Origin of the sequence: Aeromonas media, assembly GCF_020423125.1 — a bacterium.
Taxonomy (GTDB): Bacteria; Pseudomonadota; Gammaproteobacteria; order Enterobacterales; family Aeromonadaceae; genus Aeromonas; species Aeromonas media.
On record NZ_CP075564.1, the window covers coordinates 1,524,336 to 1,545,015 of the forward strand.

17 protein-coding genes and 1 tRNA gene are annotated in these 20,680 nt (G+C 61.6%); 11 read left to right on the forward strand and 7 right to left on the reverse strand.

What is annotated here, in order from left to right:
• Nucleotides 1-25 precede the first annotated feature (25 nt).
• On the reverse strand, nt 26-538 hold the full coding sequence (locus KI797_RS07170) for a glycine cleavage system protein R (protein WP_106886366.1): 513 nt from the start codon (nt 536-538) through the stop codon (nt 26-28).
• 270 nt (nt 539-808) lie between these two features.
• On the opposite strand from KI797_RS07170, the gene KI797_RS07175 reads away from it, so the two are divergent.
• The 5 genes from KI797_RS07175 (at nt 809) to KI797_RS07195 (ending at nt 6,749) form a co-directional block, all read left to right on the forward strand.
• Complete coding sequence (locus KI797_RS07175) at nt 809-1,654, forward strand: DUF2726 domain-containing protein (protein WP_226172263.1); 846 nt, start codon at nt 809-811, stop codon at nt 1,652-1,654.
• 239 nt (nt 1,655-1,893) lie between these two features.
• Nucleotides 1,894-3,315: a sigma-54 dependent transcriptional regulator gene (locus KI797_RS07180; RefSeq protein ID WP_226172265.1), complete on the forward strand. Its 1,422-nt coding sequence runs from the start codon at nt 1,894-1,896 to the stop codon at nt 3,313-3,315.
• Nucleotides 3,316-3,420: 105 nt separating this feature from the next.
• Nucleotides 3,421-4,455 carry a sensor histidine kinase gene (locus tag KI797_RS07185; protein WP_043128822.1) on the forward strand — a complete coding sequence of 345 codons (1,035 nt, stop codon included), beginning with the start codon at nt 3,421-3,423 and terminating at the stop codon, nt 4,453-4,455.
• A 55-nt stretch (nt 4,456-4,510) separates the two neighbouring features.
• Nucleotides 4,511-5,845, forward strand: coding sequence for a sigma-54-dependent transcriptional regulator (locus KI797_RS07190; protein ID WP_226172267.1), 1,335 nt, complete (start codon nt 4,511-4,513; stop codon nt 5,843-5,845).
• Between the two features lie 142 nt (nt 5,846-5,987).
• On the forward strand, nt 5,988-6,749 hold the full coding sequence (locus tag KI797_RS07195) for a Nif3-like dinuclear metal center hexameric protein (RefSeq protein ID WP_226172269.1): 762 nt from the start codon (nt 5,988-5,990) through the stop codon (nt 6,747-6,749).
• 119 nt (nt 6,750-6,868) lie between these two features.
• Here KI797_RS07195 and purN read toward each other — a convergent pair whose 3' ends face one another.
• Nucleotides 6,869-7,507, reverse strand: coding sequence for a phosphoribosylglycinamide formyltransferase (purN, locus tag KI797_RS07200; RefSeq protein WP_226172272.1), 639 nt, complete (start codon nt 7,505-7,507; stop codon nt 6,869-6,871).
• Between the two features lie 8 nt (nt 7,508-7,515).
• Nucleotides 7,516-8,553, reverse strand: a complete 1,038-nt coding sequence (gene purM / locus KI797_RS07205) for a phosphoribosylformylglycinamidine cyclo-ligase (RefSeq protein WP_226172274.1) — start codon at nt 8,551-8,553, stop codon at nt 7,516-7,518.
• Between the two features lie 175 nt (nt 8,554-8,728).
• Here purM and upp point away from each other — a divergent pair, with 175 nt between their 5' ends.
• From upp to hda, 3 genes are all read left to right on the forward strand, one after another.
• Entirely contained in the window at nt 8,729-9,355 is a 627-nt protein-coding gene (gene upp / locus KI797_RS07210; protein WP_005302745.1) for a uracil phosphoribosyltransferase, read from the forward strand.
• Nucleotides 9,356-9,502: 147 nt separating this feature from the next.
• Nucleotides 9,503-10,531 carry a DUF2066 domain-containing protein gene (locus KI797_RS07215; RefSeq protein ID WP_226172275.1) on the forward strand — a complete coding sequence of 343 codons (1,029 nt, stop codon included), beginning with the start codon at nt 9,503-9,505 and terminating at the stop codon, nt 10,529-10,531.
• A gap of 224 nt (nt 10,532-10,755) precedes the next feature.
• Nucleotides 10,756-11,457, forward strand: coding sequence for a DnaA inactivator Hda (gene hda / locus KI797_RS07220; RefSeq protein WP_226172277.1), 702 nt, complete (start codon nt 10,756-10,758; stop codon nt 11,455-11,457).
• Nucleotides 11,458-11,549: 92 nt separating this feature from the next.
• Here hda and aceA read toward each other — a convergent pair whose 3' ends face one another.
• The 4 genes from aceA to KI797_RS07240 all read right to left on the reverse strand — a co-directional run bounded on the left by aceA (nt 11,550) and on the right by KI797_RS07240 (nt 15,714).
• The gene (aceA, locus tag KI797_RS07225; protein ID WP_226172279.1) at nt 11,550-12,863 is read right to left on the reverse strand and encodes an isocitrate lyase; all 1,314 of its coding nucleotides are present in this window, start codon (nt 12,861-12,863) and stop codon (nt 11,550-11,552) included.
• A gap of 73 nt (nt 12,864-12,936) precedes the next feature.
• Nucleotides 12,937-14,544: a malate synthase A gene (gene aceB / locus KI797_RS07230; protein ID WP_226172280.1), complete on the reverse strand. Its 1,608-nt coding sequence runs from the start codon at nt 14,542-14,544 to the stop codon at nt 12,937-12,939.
• A gap of 693 nt (nt 14,545-15,237) precedes the next feature.
• Nucleotides 15,238-15,378, reverse strand: coding sequence for a hypothetical protein (locus KI797_RS07235; RefSeq protein ID WP_182788450.1), 141 nt, complete (start codon nt 15,376-15,378; stop codon nt 15,238-15,240).
• Nucleotides 15,379-15,637: 259 nt separating this feature from the next.
• Nucleotides 15,638-15,714: transfer RNA gene (locus KI797_RS07240), tRNA-Pro, on the reverse strand.
• A gap of 272 nt (nt 15,715-15,986) precedes the next feature.
• On the opposite strand from KI797_RS07240, the gene tadA reads away from it, so the two are divergent.
• The 3 genes from tadA (at nt 15,987) to pstA (ending at nt 20,635) form a co-directional block, all read left to right on the forward strand.
• Nucleotides 15,987-16,526, forward strand: coding sequence for a tRNA adenosine(34) deaminase TadA (tadA, locus tag KI797_RS07245; protein ID WP_226172282.1), 540 nt, complete (start codon nt 15,987-15,989; stop codon nt 16,524-16,526).
• 204 nt (nt 16,527-16,730) lie between these two features.
• Nucleotides 16,731-18,968 carry an ABC transporter permease subunit gene (locus KI797_RS07250; protein ID WP_226172284.1) on the forward strand — a complete coding sequence of 746 codons (2,238 nt, stop codon included), beginning with the start codon at nt 16,731-16,733 and terminating at the stop codon, nt 18,966-18,968.
• Nucleotides 18,969-18,985: 17 nt separating this feature from the next.
• Nucleotides 18,986-20,635, forward strand: a complete 1,650-nt coding sequence (gene pstA, locus KI797_RS07255) for a phosphate ABC transporter permease PstA (RefSeq protein ID WP_139751098.1) — start codon at nt 18,986-18,988, stop codon at nt 20,633-20,635.
• The last annotated feature ends 45 nt before the right edge of the window (nt 20,636-20,680 follow it).

The window sequence follows — 20,680 nt, forward strand, 5'->3', positions numbered from 1 at the left end:
CATGACAAATTTATGACAACCCGCGCTATTCGGTCAGATCGTGATCGATGTCGACCACCAGATCGTCGGAGAGGGACTCCAGCGCGGTGATCAGATCGTCGAGTTCGAGCTGGGGCGGCAGGGCCACCAAAGCATGTGCATAGAAGAGCGGGGCCCCGGAGTGGGGGGCGGGCTCGCATCCCGTGGTGAGGTCGGCGACGTTGATGTTGAGCTGGCGCAGAATGCTGGCTACCTCGTGCACTATGCCCGGTCTGTCGTTGCCGGTGACGCTCAGCATCAGCTGGTGGGCGGGCTCGGGGCTGAGCTGGCCTTCGGCGAAGCTCACGGTGAGACCCGGCAGCATCACCAGCGCCTCGCACAGGCTGCGATAGTGTTCATCCGGCACGGCGACGTGCAAAATGCCGGCAAATTGCCCCGCCAGTTCGCTCATGGAGCTGGCCAGCCAGTTGCCCTGCTGACGGGTGATGGTGTCGGCCAGGCTCTCGACGATGCCTGGCTTGTCTGCGCCGATCACGGTGACGACCAATTGCTTTTGCATCCTGCTCTCCTTGAATGGGACTGCCTGGGGTCAGTTGACGTTTCGCCGCGACCGTTGCGGTATCTTCTGTGCGCCGAAACGTCCATAGGCTCTAGCATTGTGCCTGCTGCGACAGGCCATATGAAGCCCGCCTCACGCAAATTTAGTGAAAAAACGCGAATGCCGGAGCGGCGTTGATTTCAGCTCTGCCTGCCGAGGTTCCCCCGTGGTAGAGTGTTGCCCCTTCGTGTTTGATGAACTGGATATGTCTTGTGAACGGGGTATGTGTTTATGAATAGCCTTGTCGTATCGGGATCCGTGTTGTTGGTGCTGCTCCTGCTGGTGATCCTCTGGCGCAGGAGCAAGAGGGGCAAGGCCGAGCCCTATGAGCTGCAGGAGACCCTGTTCAGCCCGGCGGAGCGCGCCTTCCTCGGGGTGCTGGATCTGGCGGTCGGCGACCAGGCCCGGGTCTTTGCCAAGGTCAGGGTGGCGGATGTGCTGACCCCACAGGCGCGGCTGGGCAAAGGCAAATGGCAGCAGGCGTTCGACATGATCAGCGCCAAGCGCTTTGACTATCTGCTCTGCCACCCGACGGATCTCTCCTTCCTGTGCGCCGTCGAACTCGATGACAGCGCCCATCGCCACCAAAAGCGCAAGGTGCGGGATCTCTTCCTGAAGTCCGCCTGTGACAGTGCGGGCCTGCCTCTGCTGCAGATCCCGGCCAGCAGCCATTACCAGGTCGAGGAACTGCGCGAGCAGTTGTTGCCCCTGCTGGTCAAGATGAGTCTCCCGGTGGAGGAGCTGTTGCCGGGGGAGCGTCGCGAGCCGACCTTCAACCCCTTGCTGCTCGATGGTGTGGACTTGAGTGCATCCCACCACGGGGGGCGCATGCCCAGGGCGCCACAGGCCGAGCCGCCCCAGCCTGACGAGCAGGGGCCGGTGCTGATGGACAACCCCTTCATCGGCCCGGATGAAGAGGAGGAGGCCTCCGCCTCTGTGCCCCATTGCCCCCGCTGCGCGGCGCCCCTGGTGGCCCGGGAAGCGAAGAAGGGTCCCCATGCCGGCCGTCTGTTCCTGGCCTGCAGCCGTTTCCCCGAGTGCCGTTACGCCGCCCCCCAGGAGCAGGCCAGGCACTGATCCCCGCTCTGGCGCCGGCTGCGGTCGGCGCCTTGCGTTCTCCCGCACCGGTTTCCACTTGGCCGACAGCGGCTGTCCGAGTGTGATCCCCATCCCGCCCGGGCCGCGCCAAGCGCGACAAGTTTTGACAAACCGCCAGAATTTTGGCACTTTGTGCACCCTATAACACAGTGCATAGCTCATTATCATAAGCACTTAAAAAACAATAACTTGGCGTCAGGTGTGTAAGGAAGATAAATATGATGGCTATGGGGGTGTTGATCGTTGATGCCGATGAACAGCGGCGTCAGCAACTGGGAACTGTGCTCTCCTTCATGGGGATCCCCTGGCAGGAGGTGGTGGAAGCCGATCTGGATGTGGCCATCGAGACTTCCGGCCCGCTGCAAGGGGTCCTGACGGGCAAGCTGCTTGAGCGCTCCCTCGGCGAGCTGCTGGCCGCCTTCCCCCGCATCCCGTTCCTCTCCCTGATGCAGGCGGATCACCCCAACAGCAACTTCATCGGTGGCAGCGACGAGCCCTATACCTATGAGTCCCTGACGCGCCACCTGCACTTCTGTCAGGCCTTCATCTCCCTCCATCCCCGCCAGCAGGTGCACGACAAGGGCCAGACCCTGTTGCGACTGCTGGTGGGCAAGGGGCGTGGGATCCAGGAGGTGCGCCGCCTCATCGGCCAGGTGGCACAGACAGACGCCAACGTGCTGATCCTGGGGGAATCCGGGACCGGCAAGGAGGTGGTGGCCCGCGCCATCCACGAGCTCTCTGCCCGCAGCGCCGGCCCCTTCGTGCCCATCAACTGCGGCGCCATTCCGGCGGAGCTCCTGGAGAGCGAGTTGTTCGGCCACGAGAAAGGGGCCTTCACCGGCGCCATCGCCGCCCGTCGCGGCCGCTTCGAGCTGGCCCAGGGGGGGACCCTGTTCCTCGACGAGATTGGTGACATGCCGCTGCCGATGCAGGTCAAGTTGCTGCGGGTGCTGCAGGAGCGACTGTTCGACAGGGTCGGTGGCGGCAAGCCCATCCAGGCCGATGTGCGTATCATTGCGGCGACCCACCGGGATCTGGAGGCGATGATCCGCACCCAGGGTTTTCGCGAAGATCTCTACTATCGCCTCAACGTATTCCCCATCGAGACGCCGCCCCTGCGCGAGCGTTGCGACGATATTCCCCTGCTTTTGCAGGAGCTGCTCAACCGCCATGGGGAGCAGCACAGGGGGATCATCCGCCTGACCCAGCGGGCCATGGAGTCCCTGATGCAGTACCCCTGGCCTGGCAACGTGCGGGAGTTGTCGAACCTCATCGAGCGGCTGCTGATCCTCTACCCGAACCAGATCATCGACGTGGCGGACCTGCCCGGTCGCTACCGTCTGCTGCCAAGCGAGCCCAGGGACGAGCGGCTCACCGAGATGGATGAGCGGGATGCCCTGGCCGCCGTGTTCCAGACCCCCCCCGTGCTGGATCCCGGCCTTGCGGTGCCGCTGCCCATGCAGCTACCCCAGGAGGGGCTCAATCTCAAGGAGATGCTGGCGGATCTCGAGGTGGAGTTGATCCGCCAGGCCCTGGAGTCCCAGGACGGGGTGGTGGCCCGCGCCGCCGATCTGCTGAGCATGCGCCGCACCACGCTGGTGGAGAAGATGAAAAAATACGGCATGAGCAAGGACAATTGAGGTCAATGCTTTGACGGATATGGTCAAGATATTGATATATAACAAATAATTTACTGGCATGGAAATTGAATAAGCTGACCCAATCGCCAGTTTGAGGTCAGCTTTATGACAATCTCGCAGCAGGACAACCCGCTCCAGTCACACGAAGTGAGTCAGCTTTATGCCATCTTCACGGCACTGCCGACCGGCGTGCTGCTGCTCGATGGGGAGGGGCGGATCACTCGCGCCAACCCAGCTGCCCTGACCCTGCTGGGGGAGCCGCTGGAGGGGCAGGCCTGGCGCCAGATCATTGCCCGCTGTTTCCAGCCCAGGGAAGACGATGGCCACGAGATCTCCCTGCGGGACGGTCGCCGGGTGCAACTCTCCACCCAGCCGCTGCCGGATCAGCCCGGCCAGCTGGTATTCATCACGGATCTCACCGAGACGCGCCAGTTGCAGGACAGGGTCAACCACATGAAGCGGTTGTCGGCCCTGGGCAACATGGCGGCCTCTCTCGCGCACCAGATCCGCACCCCCCTCTCCGCCGCCATGCTCTATGCGGCCAACCTCGCGAACCGCACCTTGAAACCGGAATCCCGCACCCAGTTCCAGCAAAAGTTGATGGCTCGCTTGCAGGATCTCGAGAAGCAGATAAACGACATACTGCTGTTTGCCCGCAACGGCGACAACCAGGTGGTGGCTCCTGTCTCGGTACAGGGGCTGCTGGCGGAAGTGCAGGCCGGTGCCGAGGCCTTCTGCCAGCAGCAGGGCTGCGCGCTGCACATGGAGGCGCCTGAGCCGGATCTCTGCCTGCTCGCCAACAGCAGTGCGCTGGCCGGTGCCATCAACAACCTGATCGCCAACGCCCGGCAGGCCGGGGCCGATTCGCTCCTGGTGAGCGCGGTGCGCAGCGGTAACCGGGTAGAGATGCGCGTCCTCGACAATGGCAAGGGGATGCCTGCCCAGCTGCTCAACCAGATCTTCGAACCCTTCTTCACCACCCGCTCCCAGGGCACAGGCCTCGGGCTTGCCGTGGTGCAATCCGTGGTGCGTGCCCATCAGGGGGAGGTCAGCGTGGCCTCGGTCCCCGGAGAAGGAACCTGTTTTACCCTGTCGTTCCCCCTGCATCAGCAAGCGGTGCAGCTTGGAGGTGTAGCATGAATCCCATCTTGTCCCTGTGGTGCAAGGCCTGCGGGCCCGTGGTTGGAGGTGTGGCATGACCCAGGCCCGTATTCTGGTGGTGGAAGACGACAACGGCCTGCGCGAGGCGCTGGTAGATACCCTGCTGCTCGGCGGTTACGAGTGCCGCGAGGTGGACAGCGGCGAGCGGGCCCTGCTGGCGCTCTCTCGCCAACGCTTTGACATGGTGATCTCTGACATCCAGATGGGAGGCATGGACGGCCTCACCCTGCTGGCCAACATCCGCCAGCAATACCCCCAGGTACCTGTGCTCCTGATGACCGCCTACGCCAACATCGACGGGGCCGTGCGCGCCATGCGCGAAGGGGCCATCGACTATCTGGCCAAGCCGTTTTCCCCCGAGGTGCTGCTCAACCAGGTCAGCCGCTATGTGCCGGCCCAGAAGGTGGAGAAGCGCGCCGTGGTGTACGGGGATCCCAGGACCGCCGAGCTGTTCCAGCTAGCGACCCGGGTCGCCAGAAGCGAGGCCACCGTCATGGTGACAGGCCCGAGCGGGACGGGCAAAGAGGTGCTGGCCCGCTACATCCACGACAACTCCAGCCGGGCCGAGCAGGCCTTCGTCGCCATCAACTGCGCCGCCATTCCGGAAAACATGCTGGAGGCGACCCTGTTCGGCTACGAGAAGGGGGCCTTCACCGGCGCCGTGCAGGGGTGCCCCGGCAAGTTCGAGCAGGCCCAGGGCGGCACACTGCTGCTCGACGAGATCACCGAGATGGATCTGGGGCTGCAGGCCAAGCTGCTGCGAGTATTGCAGGAGAAAGAGGTGGAGCGGCTCGGCAGCCGCAAGATGATCCCGCTGGACGTGCGGGTCATCGCCACCAGCAACCGGGATCTGAAGAAAGCGGTGCAGGACGGCCTGTTTCGTGAAGATCTCTACTACCGTCTCAACGTCTTCCCCCTGCGCTGGACCTCCCTCTGGGAGCGGCCCGGCGACATACTGCCCCTGGCGGAGCACCTGCTGGCGCTGCATGCCAGTCAGCAGGGGCTGCCGACACCGCAGCTGGCCGATGCGGCGCGCGAACGCCTGCTGACCCACCCCTGGCCCGGCAACGTGCGCGAGCTGGACAATGTGGTACAACGGGCCCTGATCCTCTGCCCCGATGGTCTCATCGATTGCGAGCATCTGATCCTGGAGGAGACGGACGAGGAGCTGGTGCGCCCCCTCGAACGTCTGTCGGGGGAGGGGCTGGGGGGCGAGCTCAAGCAGCAGGAGCACCAGATCATCCTGGACACCCTGCAGGAGTGCAACGGCAGCCGCAAGGCGGTGGCCGACAAGCTCGGCATCAGCCCGCGCACCCTGCGCTACAAGCTGGCCCAGATGCGTGACGCCGGCATAGAGCTGCCCGCCTAGCACCGGTTGCCGGTGTCATGGCCTTGCCGGCCCGGCTCGATTATCATGGGGCCCTCGGCATCATGAGCCTGGGCCCCGTTGTGACTGCAGACAAGAGCCTGATCGCAGACAAGGGGGAGCAGCGCCTTTACAAGGGACTCCTATGATCTCTCATCGCAAACTGGAAACCGTGCTCAATCACCTGCTCGAGCCTCATGCCATCAAGGACTACTGTCCCAACGGGCTGCAGGTGGAGGGGCGCGAGCGCATTCGCCGGGTGGTCACCGGCGTCACCGCCAGCCAGGCCCTGATCGATGCGGCCGTGGCCCTGGATGCCGATGCCATCCTGGTCCATCACGGCTACTTCTGGAGCGGGGAACCGCCCCAGATCACCGGCATGAAGCAGCGCCGTCTCAAGACCCTGCTGACCCACGACATCAACCTCTTCGCCTACCACCTGCCGCTGGACGTGCACCCCGAGGTGGGCAACAACGCCCAGCTCGCCAGGCTGCTCGGCATCAAGGTGCGCCGCGGCCTGGAGCCCTGGAACAGCAAGAGCGTGGCCATGGTGGGCAAGCTGGAAGAGCCCATGAGCGGAGCTGACTTTGCCAAACTGATTGCCGAGCGGCTCGGTCGCGAGCCGCTCCATTGCGGCGACAGCGGCCCCGAGCTCATCAGCTCAGTGGCCTGGTGCACCGGCGGCGGTCAGAGCTATATCAACCAAGCGGCCGAGCAGGGGATCGATGCCTTCATTTCGGGTGAGGCTTCAGAGCAGACCATCCACACCGCTCGCGAGATGGGCATGCACTTCTACGCAGCTGGTCATCACGCCACCGAGCGTTACGGCGTCAAGGCGCTGGGGGAGTGGCTCGCCACCGTGCACGGGCTGGAGGTGACCTTTATCGATATCGACAATCCGGTATAGGGTCGATTAGCCGCATGGCGGTGTCATCTGACATGAATGCATGTCATGGCGTCGATATGCAGAAATGACAAGGGAGGCCAAAGCCTCCCTTGTTACATTTTGCATGCAGCGAGCAGCGGTCACTCGCTGGCATAGCCCGCGGGGCCGAGCAGGAGGTCATCCAGCAGGGCTGCGCCCTCCTGCATCTTGAGCCGTCCCTCGCAGAACCACTGCACCACCAGGGGGTAGATGCTGTGCTCCTGGACCTGCACCCGGGCAGCCACCTCGTCGGTACTGTCCCCTTCGAAGATGGGGACGCGAGCCTGCAGGATAACAGGGCCGCCGTCCAGCTCCTCGGTGACGAAGTGGACGCTGGCGCCGTGCTCGCGCTCCCCATCGTCGATGGCGCGCTGGTGGGTGTGCAGCCCCTGGTATTTCGGCAGCAACGAGGGGTGGATGTTTATCATCCGCCCGGCGAAGTGACGCACCAGATCGGCGCTCAGGATCCGCATAAAACCGGCCAGTACCACCAGATCCGGCTGATAGTCATCCATCAGCGCCAGCAGGGCGACGTCATACTCCGCCCGGCTGGCAAACTGCTGCTGGGCCAGGATGGCTGTCGCCACTCCGGCTTCTTTGGCGCGAACCAGACCATAGGCATCGGCCCTGTTGCTGATGACGCCGACCACTTCACCGGCAACCTTGCCGCTGGCGCAGTGGTCGAGAATGGTCTGCAGGTTGCTGCCGTTGCCGGAGATCAGCACCAGGATCCGTTTCATGGGGGAGGTCATTTTATGATGACTTGTTCTTCGCCATCGGCCGCCTTGGCGATGTGGCCTATGTGCCAGGCGTTCTCGCCTTCGGCCTTGAGCAGGGCCAGCGCCTTGTCCAGCTGATCCGCCGGCAGGGCGATGATCATGCCGACACCGCAGTTGAAGGTGCGGTACATCTCGTGATGGGTGACGTTGCCAGCCTGCTGCAGCCAGCTGAACACCGCCGGCCACTGCCAGCTCTGCTCGTCGATCACCGCCTGGGTATTGGCGGGCAGCACGCGGGGGATGTTCTCCCAGAAGCCGCCACCCGTGATGTGGGACAGGGCGTGGATCTCGCACTCCTTGATGAGCTTGAGCACCGGCTTCACATAGATGCGGGTCGGCTCCAGCAGGGCGTTGGCCAAGGTGGTCTCACCCAGCGGCTGATGCACATCGGCCTTGGAGACTTCCAGGATCTTGCGCACCAGGGAGAAGCCGTTGGAGTGGGGACCGCTTGCGGCCAGGGCGATCAGGGCATCCCCTTCGCCGACCTTGCTGCCGTCGATGATCTCGCTCTTCTCCACCACACCGACGCAGAAACCGGCGATGTCGTAGTCTTCCCCTTCATACATGCCAGGCATTTCGGCGGTCTCGCCGCCCACCAGGGCGCAGCCGGACTGCTCGCAGCCTGCACCTATGCCGGTGACCACGGCGGCGGCGGTGTCCACATCCAGCTTGCCGGTGGCATAGTAGTCGAGGAAGAACAGGGGCTCGGCGCCTTGCACGATGAGGTCATTGACGCACATGGCCACCAGATCGATGCCCACGGTATCGTGCTTCTTCAGATCGATGGCCAGACGCAGCTTGGTGCCCACACCGTCGGTACCGGAGACCAGTACCGGCTCCTTGTAGCCAGCAGGGATTTGACACAGGGCCCCAAAGCCGCCAAGACCACCAAGGACTTCAGGACGACGAGTGCGCTTTGACACGCCCTTGATACGTTCAACCAGTGCATTGCCGGCATCGATATCTACGCCAGCATCCTTGTAGCTCAGTGAGGTTTTGTCAGTCACGCGTATTCCCCGTCATATAGAGAAGTGGAGGGTAAAATTCGGGGCGTATTCTACCAGTGGGCGGGTAAAAGCAGAAAGAAAATCGTTTGCGCGTTTTTGCGCAGAAATGCTCTACAAGCCGCGGCTTTTGTTGTATGATTCCGCGATTTTTTGGCGCCGGTTCGAGGAGATAATAATGAAAGTCGTTGAAGTCAAACACCCCCTGGTCAAGCACAAGATCGGCCTGATGCGCGAAGGCGACATCAGCACCAAGCGTTTCCGTGAACTGGCCAAGGAAGTGGGCAGTCTGTTGACCTACGAAGCGACCTCTGACTTCGAAACCGAGAAAGTTACCATCGATGGCTGGAACGGGCCAGTGGAAGTTGACCAGATCAAGGGCAAGAAGGTCACCGTCGTGCCTATCCTGCGCGCCGGTCTTGGCATGATGGATGGTGTGCTCGAGCACATGCCGAGTGCCCGCGTCAGCGTGGTCGGCATCTACCGTGATGAAGAGACCCTGCAGCCGGTTCCCTATTTCGAGAAGATCGTCAGCAACATCGAAGAGCGTCTGGCCCTGGTCATCGACCCCATGCTGGCCACCGGCGGCTCCATGATTGCCACCATCGATCTGCTGAAGAAGAAAGGCTGCCAGTCCATCAAGGTGCTGGTGCTGGTTGCCGCCCCGGAAGGGATCAAGGCGCTGGAAGCCGCTCACCCCGACGTGGAGCTGTTCTGTGCCTCCATCGATCAGGGACTGAACGAGAAGGGCTACATAGTCCCGGGTCTGGGGGATGCCGGCGACAAGATCTTCGGCACCAAGTAACCCCTGACGCCATAGCCGCTCTCTTTGAAAGAGCGCAAACGGAGCCGGCACCTTGCCGGCTCCGTCGTTTATCCCGCCCTCCGGCTTGCTGCCATGCGCGCCTTGCCGCTACCATAAGCAGCATCCCCCATTTCGAGAATCTTCTTTATGCTGAAACGCTTAGCGACTCTCCTCTGTTGTCTGCCACTCATGGTGTCGGCTGCCCAGGTGACCGACCTCTATCAGGGCAAGGCGCCGACCAGCGGCGACATGACGGCCGCCCAGTCCCAGGCACTGGGGGAGGTGCTCGTCAAGGTGACCGGCAGGCGCGACATTCTCACCCAGCCCGAGGTGGCCAAGGCGCTGGCGGCGCCCGGTGACTATGTGCAGCACTACGGCTATCAGGATGTGGGACCGGTCAAGTTTCTCAAGGCCGATTTCAATGTGGCCAAGGTCAATGCCCTGGTAGGCCAGAGCAAGTTCCCCCTGCTCGGGCCCGTCCGCCCGCAAATGGCACTCTGGCTGGTAATAGATGAAGGGGAGCGCCGCATATTGCCGGATCAGTCCAGCGACGGCTGGTCCGCCGCCCTGCGCGGCCAGGCCCAGGCCATGGGATTGCCGGTCAGCATCCCGCTGATGGATCTCGATGACAACATGGCGGTCAGCGCCACCGATGTCTGGGGCCGCTTCGCCGACCCCATCCTCAAGGCGAGCGAGCGCTATGGCGCCGAGATGGTGGTGCTGGGCAAGCTGACGCCGGAAGGGGAGAAGTGGAGCATCGACTGGGGGCTCTATGGCACCAAGCCGGGAGCCCAGGGCGGCGCAGAGCTGACCGAGCTGACCAAGGGAGCCGGCTCAGGCACGCAGGCCGAGGTGGCACAGGGCATGGCCGATACCCTGGCGGGCTGGCTGGTACAACAGTACGGCACTCGCCTGTCCGGGGTCGCCTCCAGCCAGACTCTGGTGGTGGAGGGGCTTGCCGGCATCGATGGCATGATCCAGATACAGAAGATGCTGCAGGGCATGGCCAGCGTCACCAAGGTGGCGATCGGCAAGCTGGAGGGGGACAAGGTCACCTTCAACCTGTCGCTTCAGGGAGACAAGGCCGAGCTGGTAAGGGGCCTGCAACTGGAGAGTCGCCTGCACCAGATCGAAGACAACGAGAGCGGTCTGCGTTACCAGTGGTCGCAGCCCTGACGCTTTCTGCTTATCCCAACCGCCTGGCATGAAGAGTCTGTGCGGTTCTCCAGCTCGAGAGCCAGCAGTGCTAGATCGAAGACAACGAGAGCGGTCTGCGTTATCAATGGTCGCAGCCCTGACGCTTTCTGCTTATCCCAACCGCCCGGCATGACCCGGGCGGTTCTCTATCTGCCATTGCAATGATACACTTGGGCGCAAATATCACAGTCAAAGCCCAACGAGTGAAGCAACCGGCCCAACTGTCTTTAGCCGTACAATTACCGGATGATGAAACCTTCGTCAGTTTCTATCCCGGCAACAACGCCCATCTGATCACCGCCCTCAAGAATGCGGCCATCGGTCAGGGCGCTCCTTTCCTCTATTTCTGGGGAGCCAAGGGCTCCGGACGCTCCCACCTGCTGCACGCTACCTGCGCCGAGGTCAATGCCCGCGACGCCGCTGCCGCCTATCTCTCCCTCGATCAGTTCGAGCAACTGGATCCCAGCATGCTCGACGCCCTTGAAAGCCTGCCGCTGGTCTGTCTCGACAGTCTCGAAGTCATTGCTGGCAATACCGTGTGGGAGCGGGCCCTGTTCGATTTTTACAATCGCTGGAAAGAGAAAGGCGAGGGCACCCTGGTGGTCACCGGCTGCAGCGCCCCGCGCAAGCTGGGGCTGCAACTGCCGGATCTCGCCTCCCGCCTCGATTGGGGGGTGAGTTTCCATCTCGACGAGCTCGATGATGAAGGCAAGCTCAGTGCCCTGCAGCTGCGTGCCGAGCTGCGGGGCTTCAAACTGCCCATCGACGTGGGTCGCTTCCTGCTCAACCGCTTGTCCCGCGATATGCGCACCCTGCTCGCCACCCTCAATCAGCTTGACAACGCCTCCTTTCGCGCCAAACGCAAGCTCACCATCCCCTTTGTCAAAGAGATCCTCGAGTTGTAGTCCTGTGGAGTTTGTTCGCTTGCCCTGAAAAACAGACAAAAATAAACCCCGGCTGATGGCCGGGGTTTTGTCATTTCAAGGGGCACTGTCTATCAGTGGAACTGATCTTCTTCGGTGGAACCGGTCAGGGCGGTCACCGAGGATTGGCCACCCTGAATGACGGTGGTCACCTTGTCGAAGTAACCCGTGCCCACTTCCTGCTGGTGCGCCACGAAGGTGTAGCCACGCTCGGCGGCCGCAAACTCGGGCTGCTGCACCATTTCGACGTAGTGCTTCATCCCTTCGCCGCGGGCGTACTGGTAGGCCAGCTCGTACATGTGGAACCACATGTTGTGGATGCCCGCGAGGGTGATGAACTGGTACTTGTAGCCCATGTCGGACAGCTCCTGCTGGAAGTGGGCGATGGTGGCATCGTCCAGGTTCTTCTTCCAGTTGAAGCTCGGGGAGCAGTTGTAGGCTAGGATCTTGTCCGGGTACTGGGCCTTGATGGCTTCGGCGAACTGGCGCGCCTCGTCCAGATCCGGCTTGGCGGTTTCACACCACACCATGTCGGCGTAAGGGGCGTAGGCCAGGCCGCGGGAGATAGCCTGCTCGATGCCGGCCTGCACCTTGTAGAAGCCCTCGGCGGTACGCTCGCCAGTCAGGAAGCCGGCATCGTAGGGATCGGCGTCCGTGGTCAGCAGGTCGGCAGCGTTGGCGTCGGTACGGGCGATAACCAGCGTAGTGGTGCCGCAGACGTCGGCCGCCAGACGGGCTGCGATCAGCTTTTGTACCGCTTCCTGACTCGGTACCAGCACCTTGCCACCCATGTGGCCGCACTTCTTGACGGAGGCGAGCTGATCTTCGAAGTGCACGCCGGCGGCGCCCGCTTCAATCATCCCCTTCATCAGCTCGAAGGCGTTCAGCACGCCGCCAAAACCGGCTTCGGCATCCGCCACGATCGGCAGGAAGTAATCGATGAAGCCTTCGTCCTGCGGCCCAACCTTGTTGGCCCACTGGATCTGGTCGGCACGGGCGAAGGAGTTGTTGATGCGCTCCACCACGGACGGTACCGAATTTGCCGGGTAGAGGGACTGATCCGGATACATGGTGGAGGACAAGTTGTTGTCCGCCGCCACCTGCCAGCCGGAGAGGTAGATGGCCTCTATGCCCGCCTTGGCCTGCTGCACCGCCTGGCCGCCGGTCAGGGCGCCGAGGCAGTTGACGTAGCCCTTCTTGGCGCCGCCGTGGATCAGCTCCCACAGCTTGTCGGCGCCACGCTGGGCCAGGGTGTGTGCTGGCTGCAGGCTGCCACGCAGGTTCACCACGTCTTCGGCGCTGTAGCCGCGTTTGATCCCTTTCCAGCGGGGGTTTTCCGCCCAGTCTTTCTCGATAGCCTGGATCTGTTGCTCACGGGTCAGTGCCATATCAGTTCCCTCTTTCATTGATTTCACGTTTCCATTGACTTGTTATTGGCGAGCCCCGCCCGGGGCCCGTGATTCAGAGCCGCTCGTATCCGGGCAGCGTCAGAAAATCGATCAGAGTGTCGGCGCAGGTGATCTGCTCCATCAACTCGCCTGCCTCGGCAAAGCGCCCCGCCTGCCAGCGGGCATCGCCCACCTCTGCTTTGACCACCTCCTGCTCCTCGGCCAGCATCTGGCGGAACAGCGCTTTGGTCACCACCTTGCCGTTCGACAGGCTCTTGCCGTGTCGTATCCACTGCCAGATGGAGGTGCGGGATATTTCGGCGGTGGCGGCGTCTTCCATCAGGCCGTAGATGGGTACGCAGCCGTTGCCGTTGATCCAGGCCTCCAGGTATTGCAGGGCGACCCGGATATTGGTGCGCATACCAGCCTCGGTACGCTCGCCCTCGCAGGGGGCCAGCAGATCCGCCGCCGTGATGGGAACATCCTGCTCGCGCAGCACGCCGAGCTGGTTTTTGGCGCCAGCTGGGATGGCGGCGTTGAACACCGCCATGGCGGTATCGGCGAGGCCGGGGTGGGCAACCCAGGTGCCGTCGTGGCCGTTGTTGGCTTCACGCTCCTTGTCCGCTTTCACCTTGGCGAAGACCTCGGCGTTCACTGCCGGATCTTTGGCCGGAATGAAGGCCGCCATGCCACCCATGGCCAGGGCGCCGCGTTTGTGACAGGTCTTGATCAGCAGGCGCGAGTAGGCAGAGAGGAAGGGCTTGTCCATGGTCACCACCTGGCGGTCCGGCAGGACACGGTCAGGGTGGTTCTTCAAAGTCTTGATGTAGCTGAAGATGTAGTCCCAGCGGCCGCAGTTCAGCGCAACTATGTGATCCTTCATCTGATAGAGCAGCTCGTCCATTTCGAACACCGCCGGCAGGGTTTCGATCAGCACGGTGGCCTTGATGGTGCCGCGGGGCAGACCGAACCTGTCCTCGGTCCAGGCGAACACCTCGCTCCACCAACGCCCTTCCAGATGGCTCTGCAACTTGGGCAGGTAGAAGTAGGGACCTGACCCCTTGGCCAGCAGCGCCTGATGGTTGTGCAGGAAGTAGAGTGCAAAGTCGAACAGGCCGCCCGGGATGGGCGCACCATCGAAGGTGACGTGTTTTTCCGGCAGGTGCAGACCACGGACCCGGCAGATGAGGACGGCCGGATCGGCGTTCAGGTTGTAAGCCTTCCCTTCCGGGCTGGTGTAGGAGACGGTACCGTTGACCGCATCGCGCAGGTTGATTTGCCCCTCGATCACCTTGTTCCAGGCCGGCGCCAGTGAGTCCTCGAAGTCCGCCATGAACACTTTTACATTGGCGTTGAGGGCGTTGATCACCATCTTGCGCTCGACCGGACCGGTGATCTCCACACGGCGGTCCTGCAGATCGGCGGGAATGCGACGCACTGTCCAGCTGCCTTCGCGGATGTGGGCGGTTTCGGGCAGGAAGTCCGGCAACTCGCCGCCATCGATGCGGGCCTGGCGGGCCACCCGTTGTTTCAGCAGCTCATTGCGCTGAGGAGCGAAGCGTTCCACCAGTTCGGATACCAGGGCCACCGCATCCGGCGTCAGGATCTGCGCGTAATCGGGAAGCATCTCGCCTTGGATATGCAGACGGGTGCTGCTGATGGTCTGGGCCGGTGCCGACATAGGTTTCACTCCTTTGAAAGTTACATTTTGAACTTACTAACTACGACTAACGTCTATATTCCTCTCCCCGTAACAGCGGGGTAACACGACTCATAAGGTGCAAAATAATGCTTGGTTCGTCAACTTGATTTTTAAAACGGGTGTTTTTGGTTGGTGTTTAAGTTTATGTTTTTAAAGTATTTATAAGATTAGCATAAAAGCTCTACGCAGATGGTTATGCTCTCGATTGACGGAGCCGTCAGGGGGGATGAATGAGCCGGGTATGGCACATCGAAAATGTAATTAATTGCGTAATAAAATTACCAATGCAAAAACAAATCCCGACCTTACTCCAGGCTTTGTGAAAACAGCTGTATGAAATACCTGCAGTCAATACAGCCAGCATCTGGCGTGCGAGGCTATTGATAGGTGAACTACCGTTTAAAACTGAAAGAGTGAATCTTGCGAAACGGAGGCGTTAGGAGGCGAGTGATGGAAATGACGAGCAATAACGTAGGTTTGTATCAAGGGGCGGGAGCAGGGGAGAGGAGGATGAAGGGGAGCTTAGTAGTGAATAACACCAATTAATAGATGGTTATCAGCATTTTATGGTTATTTTTGTTGGCGGCTTTTTAGCCGGGACGAGATGGGGTGCCGGACAGCAAAACCGGCCTTTCATCCGCGGTGTTGGAGAGGGGCAGGGCCAGATCTACCTCAGTAGTCATCATCAGGCGCGGCGAGATCGATCACGTCGAGATGCACTGTACCGCCGAGGCTGGCGTCGGTGGATTCGAGTTCGGAATGAGGTGAGGAGATAAGGGGCTGATCGGGCTGAGTGTCAATAGTCTGGGTCATGGGTGCTTGCCTCAATGGATTGCAAGCCGGTTGGTGATTCCCTCACCCTGATGCCACCTCCCTGTCTGATGGCCGGCGGAAAAGTTGCGTATCCTAGCGGGACTTTGTGAAAGCTTCAAGTGGTTCTGTATAAAATTTATTCCGTCACCGCCCCGATGCAAGGTGGTGAGATGGGACAAGAAGGAGGCATGCCAGAGGGAAGGGAGGCAACAGACAAAAAAATAGCCCAGTCGTTTGACTGGGCTATTCTCGGGGAAAATGGTCGGTGTGAGAGGATTCGAACCTCCGACCCTCTACACCCCATGCAGATGCGCTACCTGGCTGCGCTACACACCGACGGAGTCAGACTCGGCTGACGGGAAAGGAGTCTAATAGGATGGCCAGGAGGGTGCAACTCCTTTTTTATCAGGGAGATGCCGATTGCTTCTTTATTGTTCAATCAAGATGCGACTTGGGCCCTGGCGGGAGTTTTGGCATAATCGCCGCCCCGTATTGCCAGGGGATTCCGGCATCAAGCTTCTTTGCTGGTCTATCCGATTGTTGCCAATGACCGGCAGACAATAAGCCGCAAGTAAACGCTAGCAACCCGTCAGAGAGAGGAACAGGGTGTGAAATCATCAGACGTCACAGAACCGGTAAGCCAGAGTGAGCAGGACGAGCACTGGATGCGTCATGCCATGGCCCTGGCGGCCAGGGCGGAAGGGATAGGCGAAATCCCGGTCGGTGCCGTGCTGGTGCTGGGGGACGAGGTGGTTGGCGAGGGGTGGAACCGCTCCATCAGTGCCCATGACGCCTGCGCCCATGCGGAGATCATGGCGATCCGTGCTGCCGGTATCACGCTGGAGAACTACCGGCTGCTCGACACCACCCTCTATGTGACCCTGGAGCCCTGCTGCATGTGTGCCGGCGCCCTCATCCACAGCCGGGTGAAGCGGGTGGTTTACGGGGCCCGCGATCTCAAGACCGGGGCTGCGGGCTCGGTGTTCGAGATTTTGCAGGACCCGCGCCACAACCACAGCGTCGAGCTGACGGGCGGTGTGCTGGCAGAGGCGTGTTCGGCCCAGTTATCGGACTTCTTCAGGCGGCGCCGCGCCGAGAAGAAGGCGGCCAGAGAGGCGCTGAAACAAAGTGGTGGCCAGGCTTTCTGAGGTGGGCAAGGGGCATCGTCTTGCCCCGTCCCGAAATTATTCACATATTCATATATAAAACATAGGGTTGGCACTGCTGCTTGCCTTTGATCTCCCACCTGAATCCCCCTCGAAATAACCTCTTCACAGAGGCTCTTGATGTAACAAAACTGTCATGCAACCGCCATATAATGCCGCCAAGCCTAGCTCACATTGAGGTCTTGCATGTCATCGGAATCGTTAAACCTGGTCATGGCGGGCAGTAGAAAACGCCGGATCAAGGATAAATTGGCCAAATACGGCGTCACCACAGGGGGAGCCCTGGTACTGGTGGCGCTGCTGCTTATCTTCTTCTACCTGCTCTATGTGGTGAAACCCATCTTCAATGGCGCCAGCGTAGAGGCAACCTCCTCCTTTACCCTGCCGATGCAGGGCAAGACGGCATGGCTCGGTGTCGAGGAACAAAACGAGATAGGGTATCGCTTCAACGACCAGGGTCAGGTCAGCTTCTTCGCCATCAAGGCGGATGATAACGTCAAGGTGGGCCAGGTGCTGGGTCAGACCGGTGTCACCGGTGACGTCACCGCCGTCGCCGTGCCGGCACCGGGCCAGAAGCTCATCGCCTATGGCTTTGCCGATGGCAAGGCCATTGTGGTGCAGCCCTCTTTCAAGGTCTCCTATCCGAATGACGTGCGTGTCATCGAGCCCAGCCTGCAATATCCCTTCGGCGAAGAGCCTGTGGTGATAGATCCCCTGGGCAAGGCGCTGACCCGCATAGTGTTCGAGGCGACCAAGGACAAGATGGCCACCGCCGCGGTGACCGAAGATGGCCGTGGCGTGATGACGGTAATGAGCGGTGAGGAGAACTTCCTCTCCGGGGAAGTCGAGTGGAGCAGCCAAAACTACGCCATTCCTTCCCTGCCGCGTCACGTGGATCAGATGCTGCTGACTCCCAACCTGCGCATCTTGTTCGTGCGCGAAGGCAATCGCCTGTCGGTCTATGACATCCACAACCTGAGCGACATCTCCCTGCGCGACGTCATGGAGATCAATGCTCCCAACGCCGACGTGACCCAGGTGGCCCTGCTCTCCGGCGCCTCCTCCCTGCTGGTGGGTAATGACAATGGCGTCATCTCCCAGTGGTTCGAGGTGGCTAAGGATGGCAAGCGTGAGTTTACCCAGATCCGTGACTTCAAGGGCGACGGCCCGGTCGCGCTGCTGACCCCGGAGCATTTCCGCAAGGGCTTCATCAGCGCAGCCAAAGACGGCACCATCAACTTCTTCCACGCCACCGGCGAGGCCAAGCTGCTCGGTGAGACCATAGAAGGCGGCGCCCTGGCGGCCCTGGCCATCTCTCCCCGTCACAACCTGTTGCTGACCCAGCAGGGCGACACCTTGAAGATATTTGACGTGGAAAACGATCACCCTGAGGTGACCTGGTCGGCCCTGTGGCAACAGGTGTGGTACGAAGGCTATCCCGAGCCCATGTATGTGTGGCAGTCCACCTCCGCCAGCAACGACTTCGAAGCCAAGCTGAGCCTGGTACCCCTGGTGTTCGGGACCCTCAAGGCCTCCTTCTACGCCATGCTGTTTGCGGTGCCGCTCGGTGTCGCCGGTGCCATCTACACCGCCTACTTCATGTCGGCGGGCCTGCGCAAATACGTCAAGCCGACGGTTGAGATCATGGCGGCGCTGCCGACCGTCATCCTCGGCTTCCTGGCGGGTCTGTGGCTGGCACCCATCATCGAGGGGGCGCTGCCAGGGGTGATCCTGCTGCTGCTGCTGCTACCGATGGGCATGTTGCTCACCGCCCTGGTGTGGAACTACCTGCCGGAGCGCAGTCGCGCCTGGTTGCCGGAGGGCTGGCACGCCATCCTGCTGATCCCGGTGCTGTTGCTGATTGGCTGGGGTGCCTTCGCCTTGAGCCCGCTCATCGAGAATGCCTTCATGCACGGCGATTCGCGCATCTGGCTGACCCACGAGATGGGCATCAAGTTTGACCAGCGCAACTCACTGGTGGTCGGTATCGCCATGGGCTTCGCCGTCATACCCACCATCTTCTCCATCGCCGAAGATGCGGTCTTCTCGGTGCCCAAGCATCTGACCCAGGGCTCGCTGGCGCTCGGGGCAACCCCCTGGCAGACCCTGAGCCGGGTGGTGATCCTGACCGCGAGTCCGGGCATCTTCTCTGCGGTGATGATGGGCCTTGGCCGCGCCGTGGGCGAGACCATGATAGTGCTGATGGCGACCGGCAACACCCCCATCATGGACTTCTCCATGTTCCAGGGGCTGCGTACCCTGGCGGCGAACATCGCGGTGGAGATGCCGGAGTCGGAAGTGGGCAGCTCCCACTACCGGGTGCTCTTCCTCGCGGCCTTCGTCCTCTTCGTATTCACCTTTATGTTCAACACCCTGGCCGAGTTCATCCGTCAGCGGTTGCGTGAAAAGTACAGCTCTCTGTAAGGACTAAGGAATCGACAATGGGTAAGTGGTTTAAATCGGGGGCCCCCTGGATCTGGATGACGGGGGGCGCCGTCAGCCTGAGTCTGGTGGCCGTACTGGGTCTGCTGTTGCTGATCGGCTGGCGCGGTCTGGTCTATTTCTGGCCGCACCCCATCTATGAGTGGCAGCTTGAGGACGCCAGCGGCAACAAGAGCGTGCTGATCGGCGAGATCAACGACCGCGAGCTGGTGCCGGTGGAGCGGCTGCGCGCCGCAGGCCAGGCGCTGGAGGGGGAGGAGCGCGAGCTGCTGACCCGCTATCTGGTCAAGACCGGCAACCGCGAGTTTGTCGACCTCGATTTTCGCTGGGTGCTTGAGACCGACATCAAGTCCCGTACCCAGCCGGCCGAGCTCGCCATGGTCGAGCGCACCACCAACGGCAACTTCTACGGTTACATCACTTCGGTGAAAGAGGATGGCCGCGAGCTGACCCAGGATATGCATCCAGCCTTGCAGCGGGTGCTGGCCCGAGCCAACGCCCTGTCGGAGCAGGCCAACGATCTGCAAAAGGGTGACATCGGCAGCATCAACTATCAGCTCGAGAAGTTGCGCCTCAAGGAGCGCAAGGCGGAGCTGGAAGGGGAGCTGACCGACGCGCTCAAGGCGGATCTCGCCGCGCAGCGCCAGGCCCTGAACGATCGCTATCAGGTGCTGGAGAAGGAACTCTTCTCCCTGCGTGCCCAGGCGGACAGAGACGCCATCACGGTCAAGGACATGCGTGGCGAGCAGGTGACCATGCCCATGTCCAAGGTGCTGGACGTGGTCTGGCCCAACGACATGAGCCTGCCCGCCAAGGTCGGTCACTGGTTCCATCAGATTGGCAAGTTCGTCTCCGACGATCCCCGTGAGGCCAACACCGAGGGTGGCGTCTTCCCGGCCATCTTCGGTACCGTCTTCATGGTGTTGCTGATGGCCATCATAGTGACACCCCTTGGGGTAGTGGCCGCTGTCTACCTGCACGAGTACGCGGGCAAGAACAGCCTGACCAAGATCATCCGCATCGCGGTGATCAACCTGGCGGGTGTCCCCTCCATCGTCTACGGCGTCTTCGGTCTGGGCTTCTTCGTCTACACGCTCGGTGGTTCCTTGGACCAGCTGTTCTACCCGGAAGCGCTGCCGAGCCCGACCTTTGGCTCACCCGGCGTCATCTGGTCGGCGCTGACCCTGGCCATTCTGACCCTGCCGGTGGTGATCGTCTCCACCGAAGAGGGGCTGGCGCGGATCCCGAGCACCATTCGTCAGGGCTCGCTGGCACTGGGTGCCACTCAGGCCGAGACTCTGTGGCGCATCGTGCTGCCCATGGCGAGCCCGGCCATCATGACCGGCCTCATCCTGGCCATCGCCCGGGCGGCCGGTGAAGTGGCGCCGCTGATGCTGGTAGGGGTGGTGAAGCTTGCTCCCACGTTGCCGATGGATGGCAACTTCCCGTACCTGCACGTGGAGCGCAAGTTCATGCACCTGGGCTTCCACATCTATGACGTTGGCTTCCAGAGCCCGAACGTCGAGGCGGCGCGGCCCCTGGTCTACGCTACCTCCTTCCTGCTGGTGACGGTGATCGTGGGCCTCAACCTGACGGCCATCGGCATTCGTAACCACCTGCGCGAGAAATTCCGGTCGCTGGAGCATTGATAGACCAGCTACCACAGAGACGGGCCGGGAACAGGGTTCCCTGCC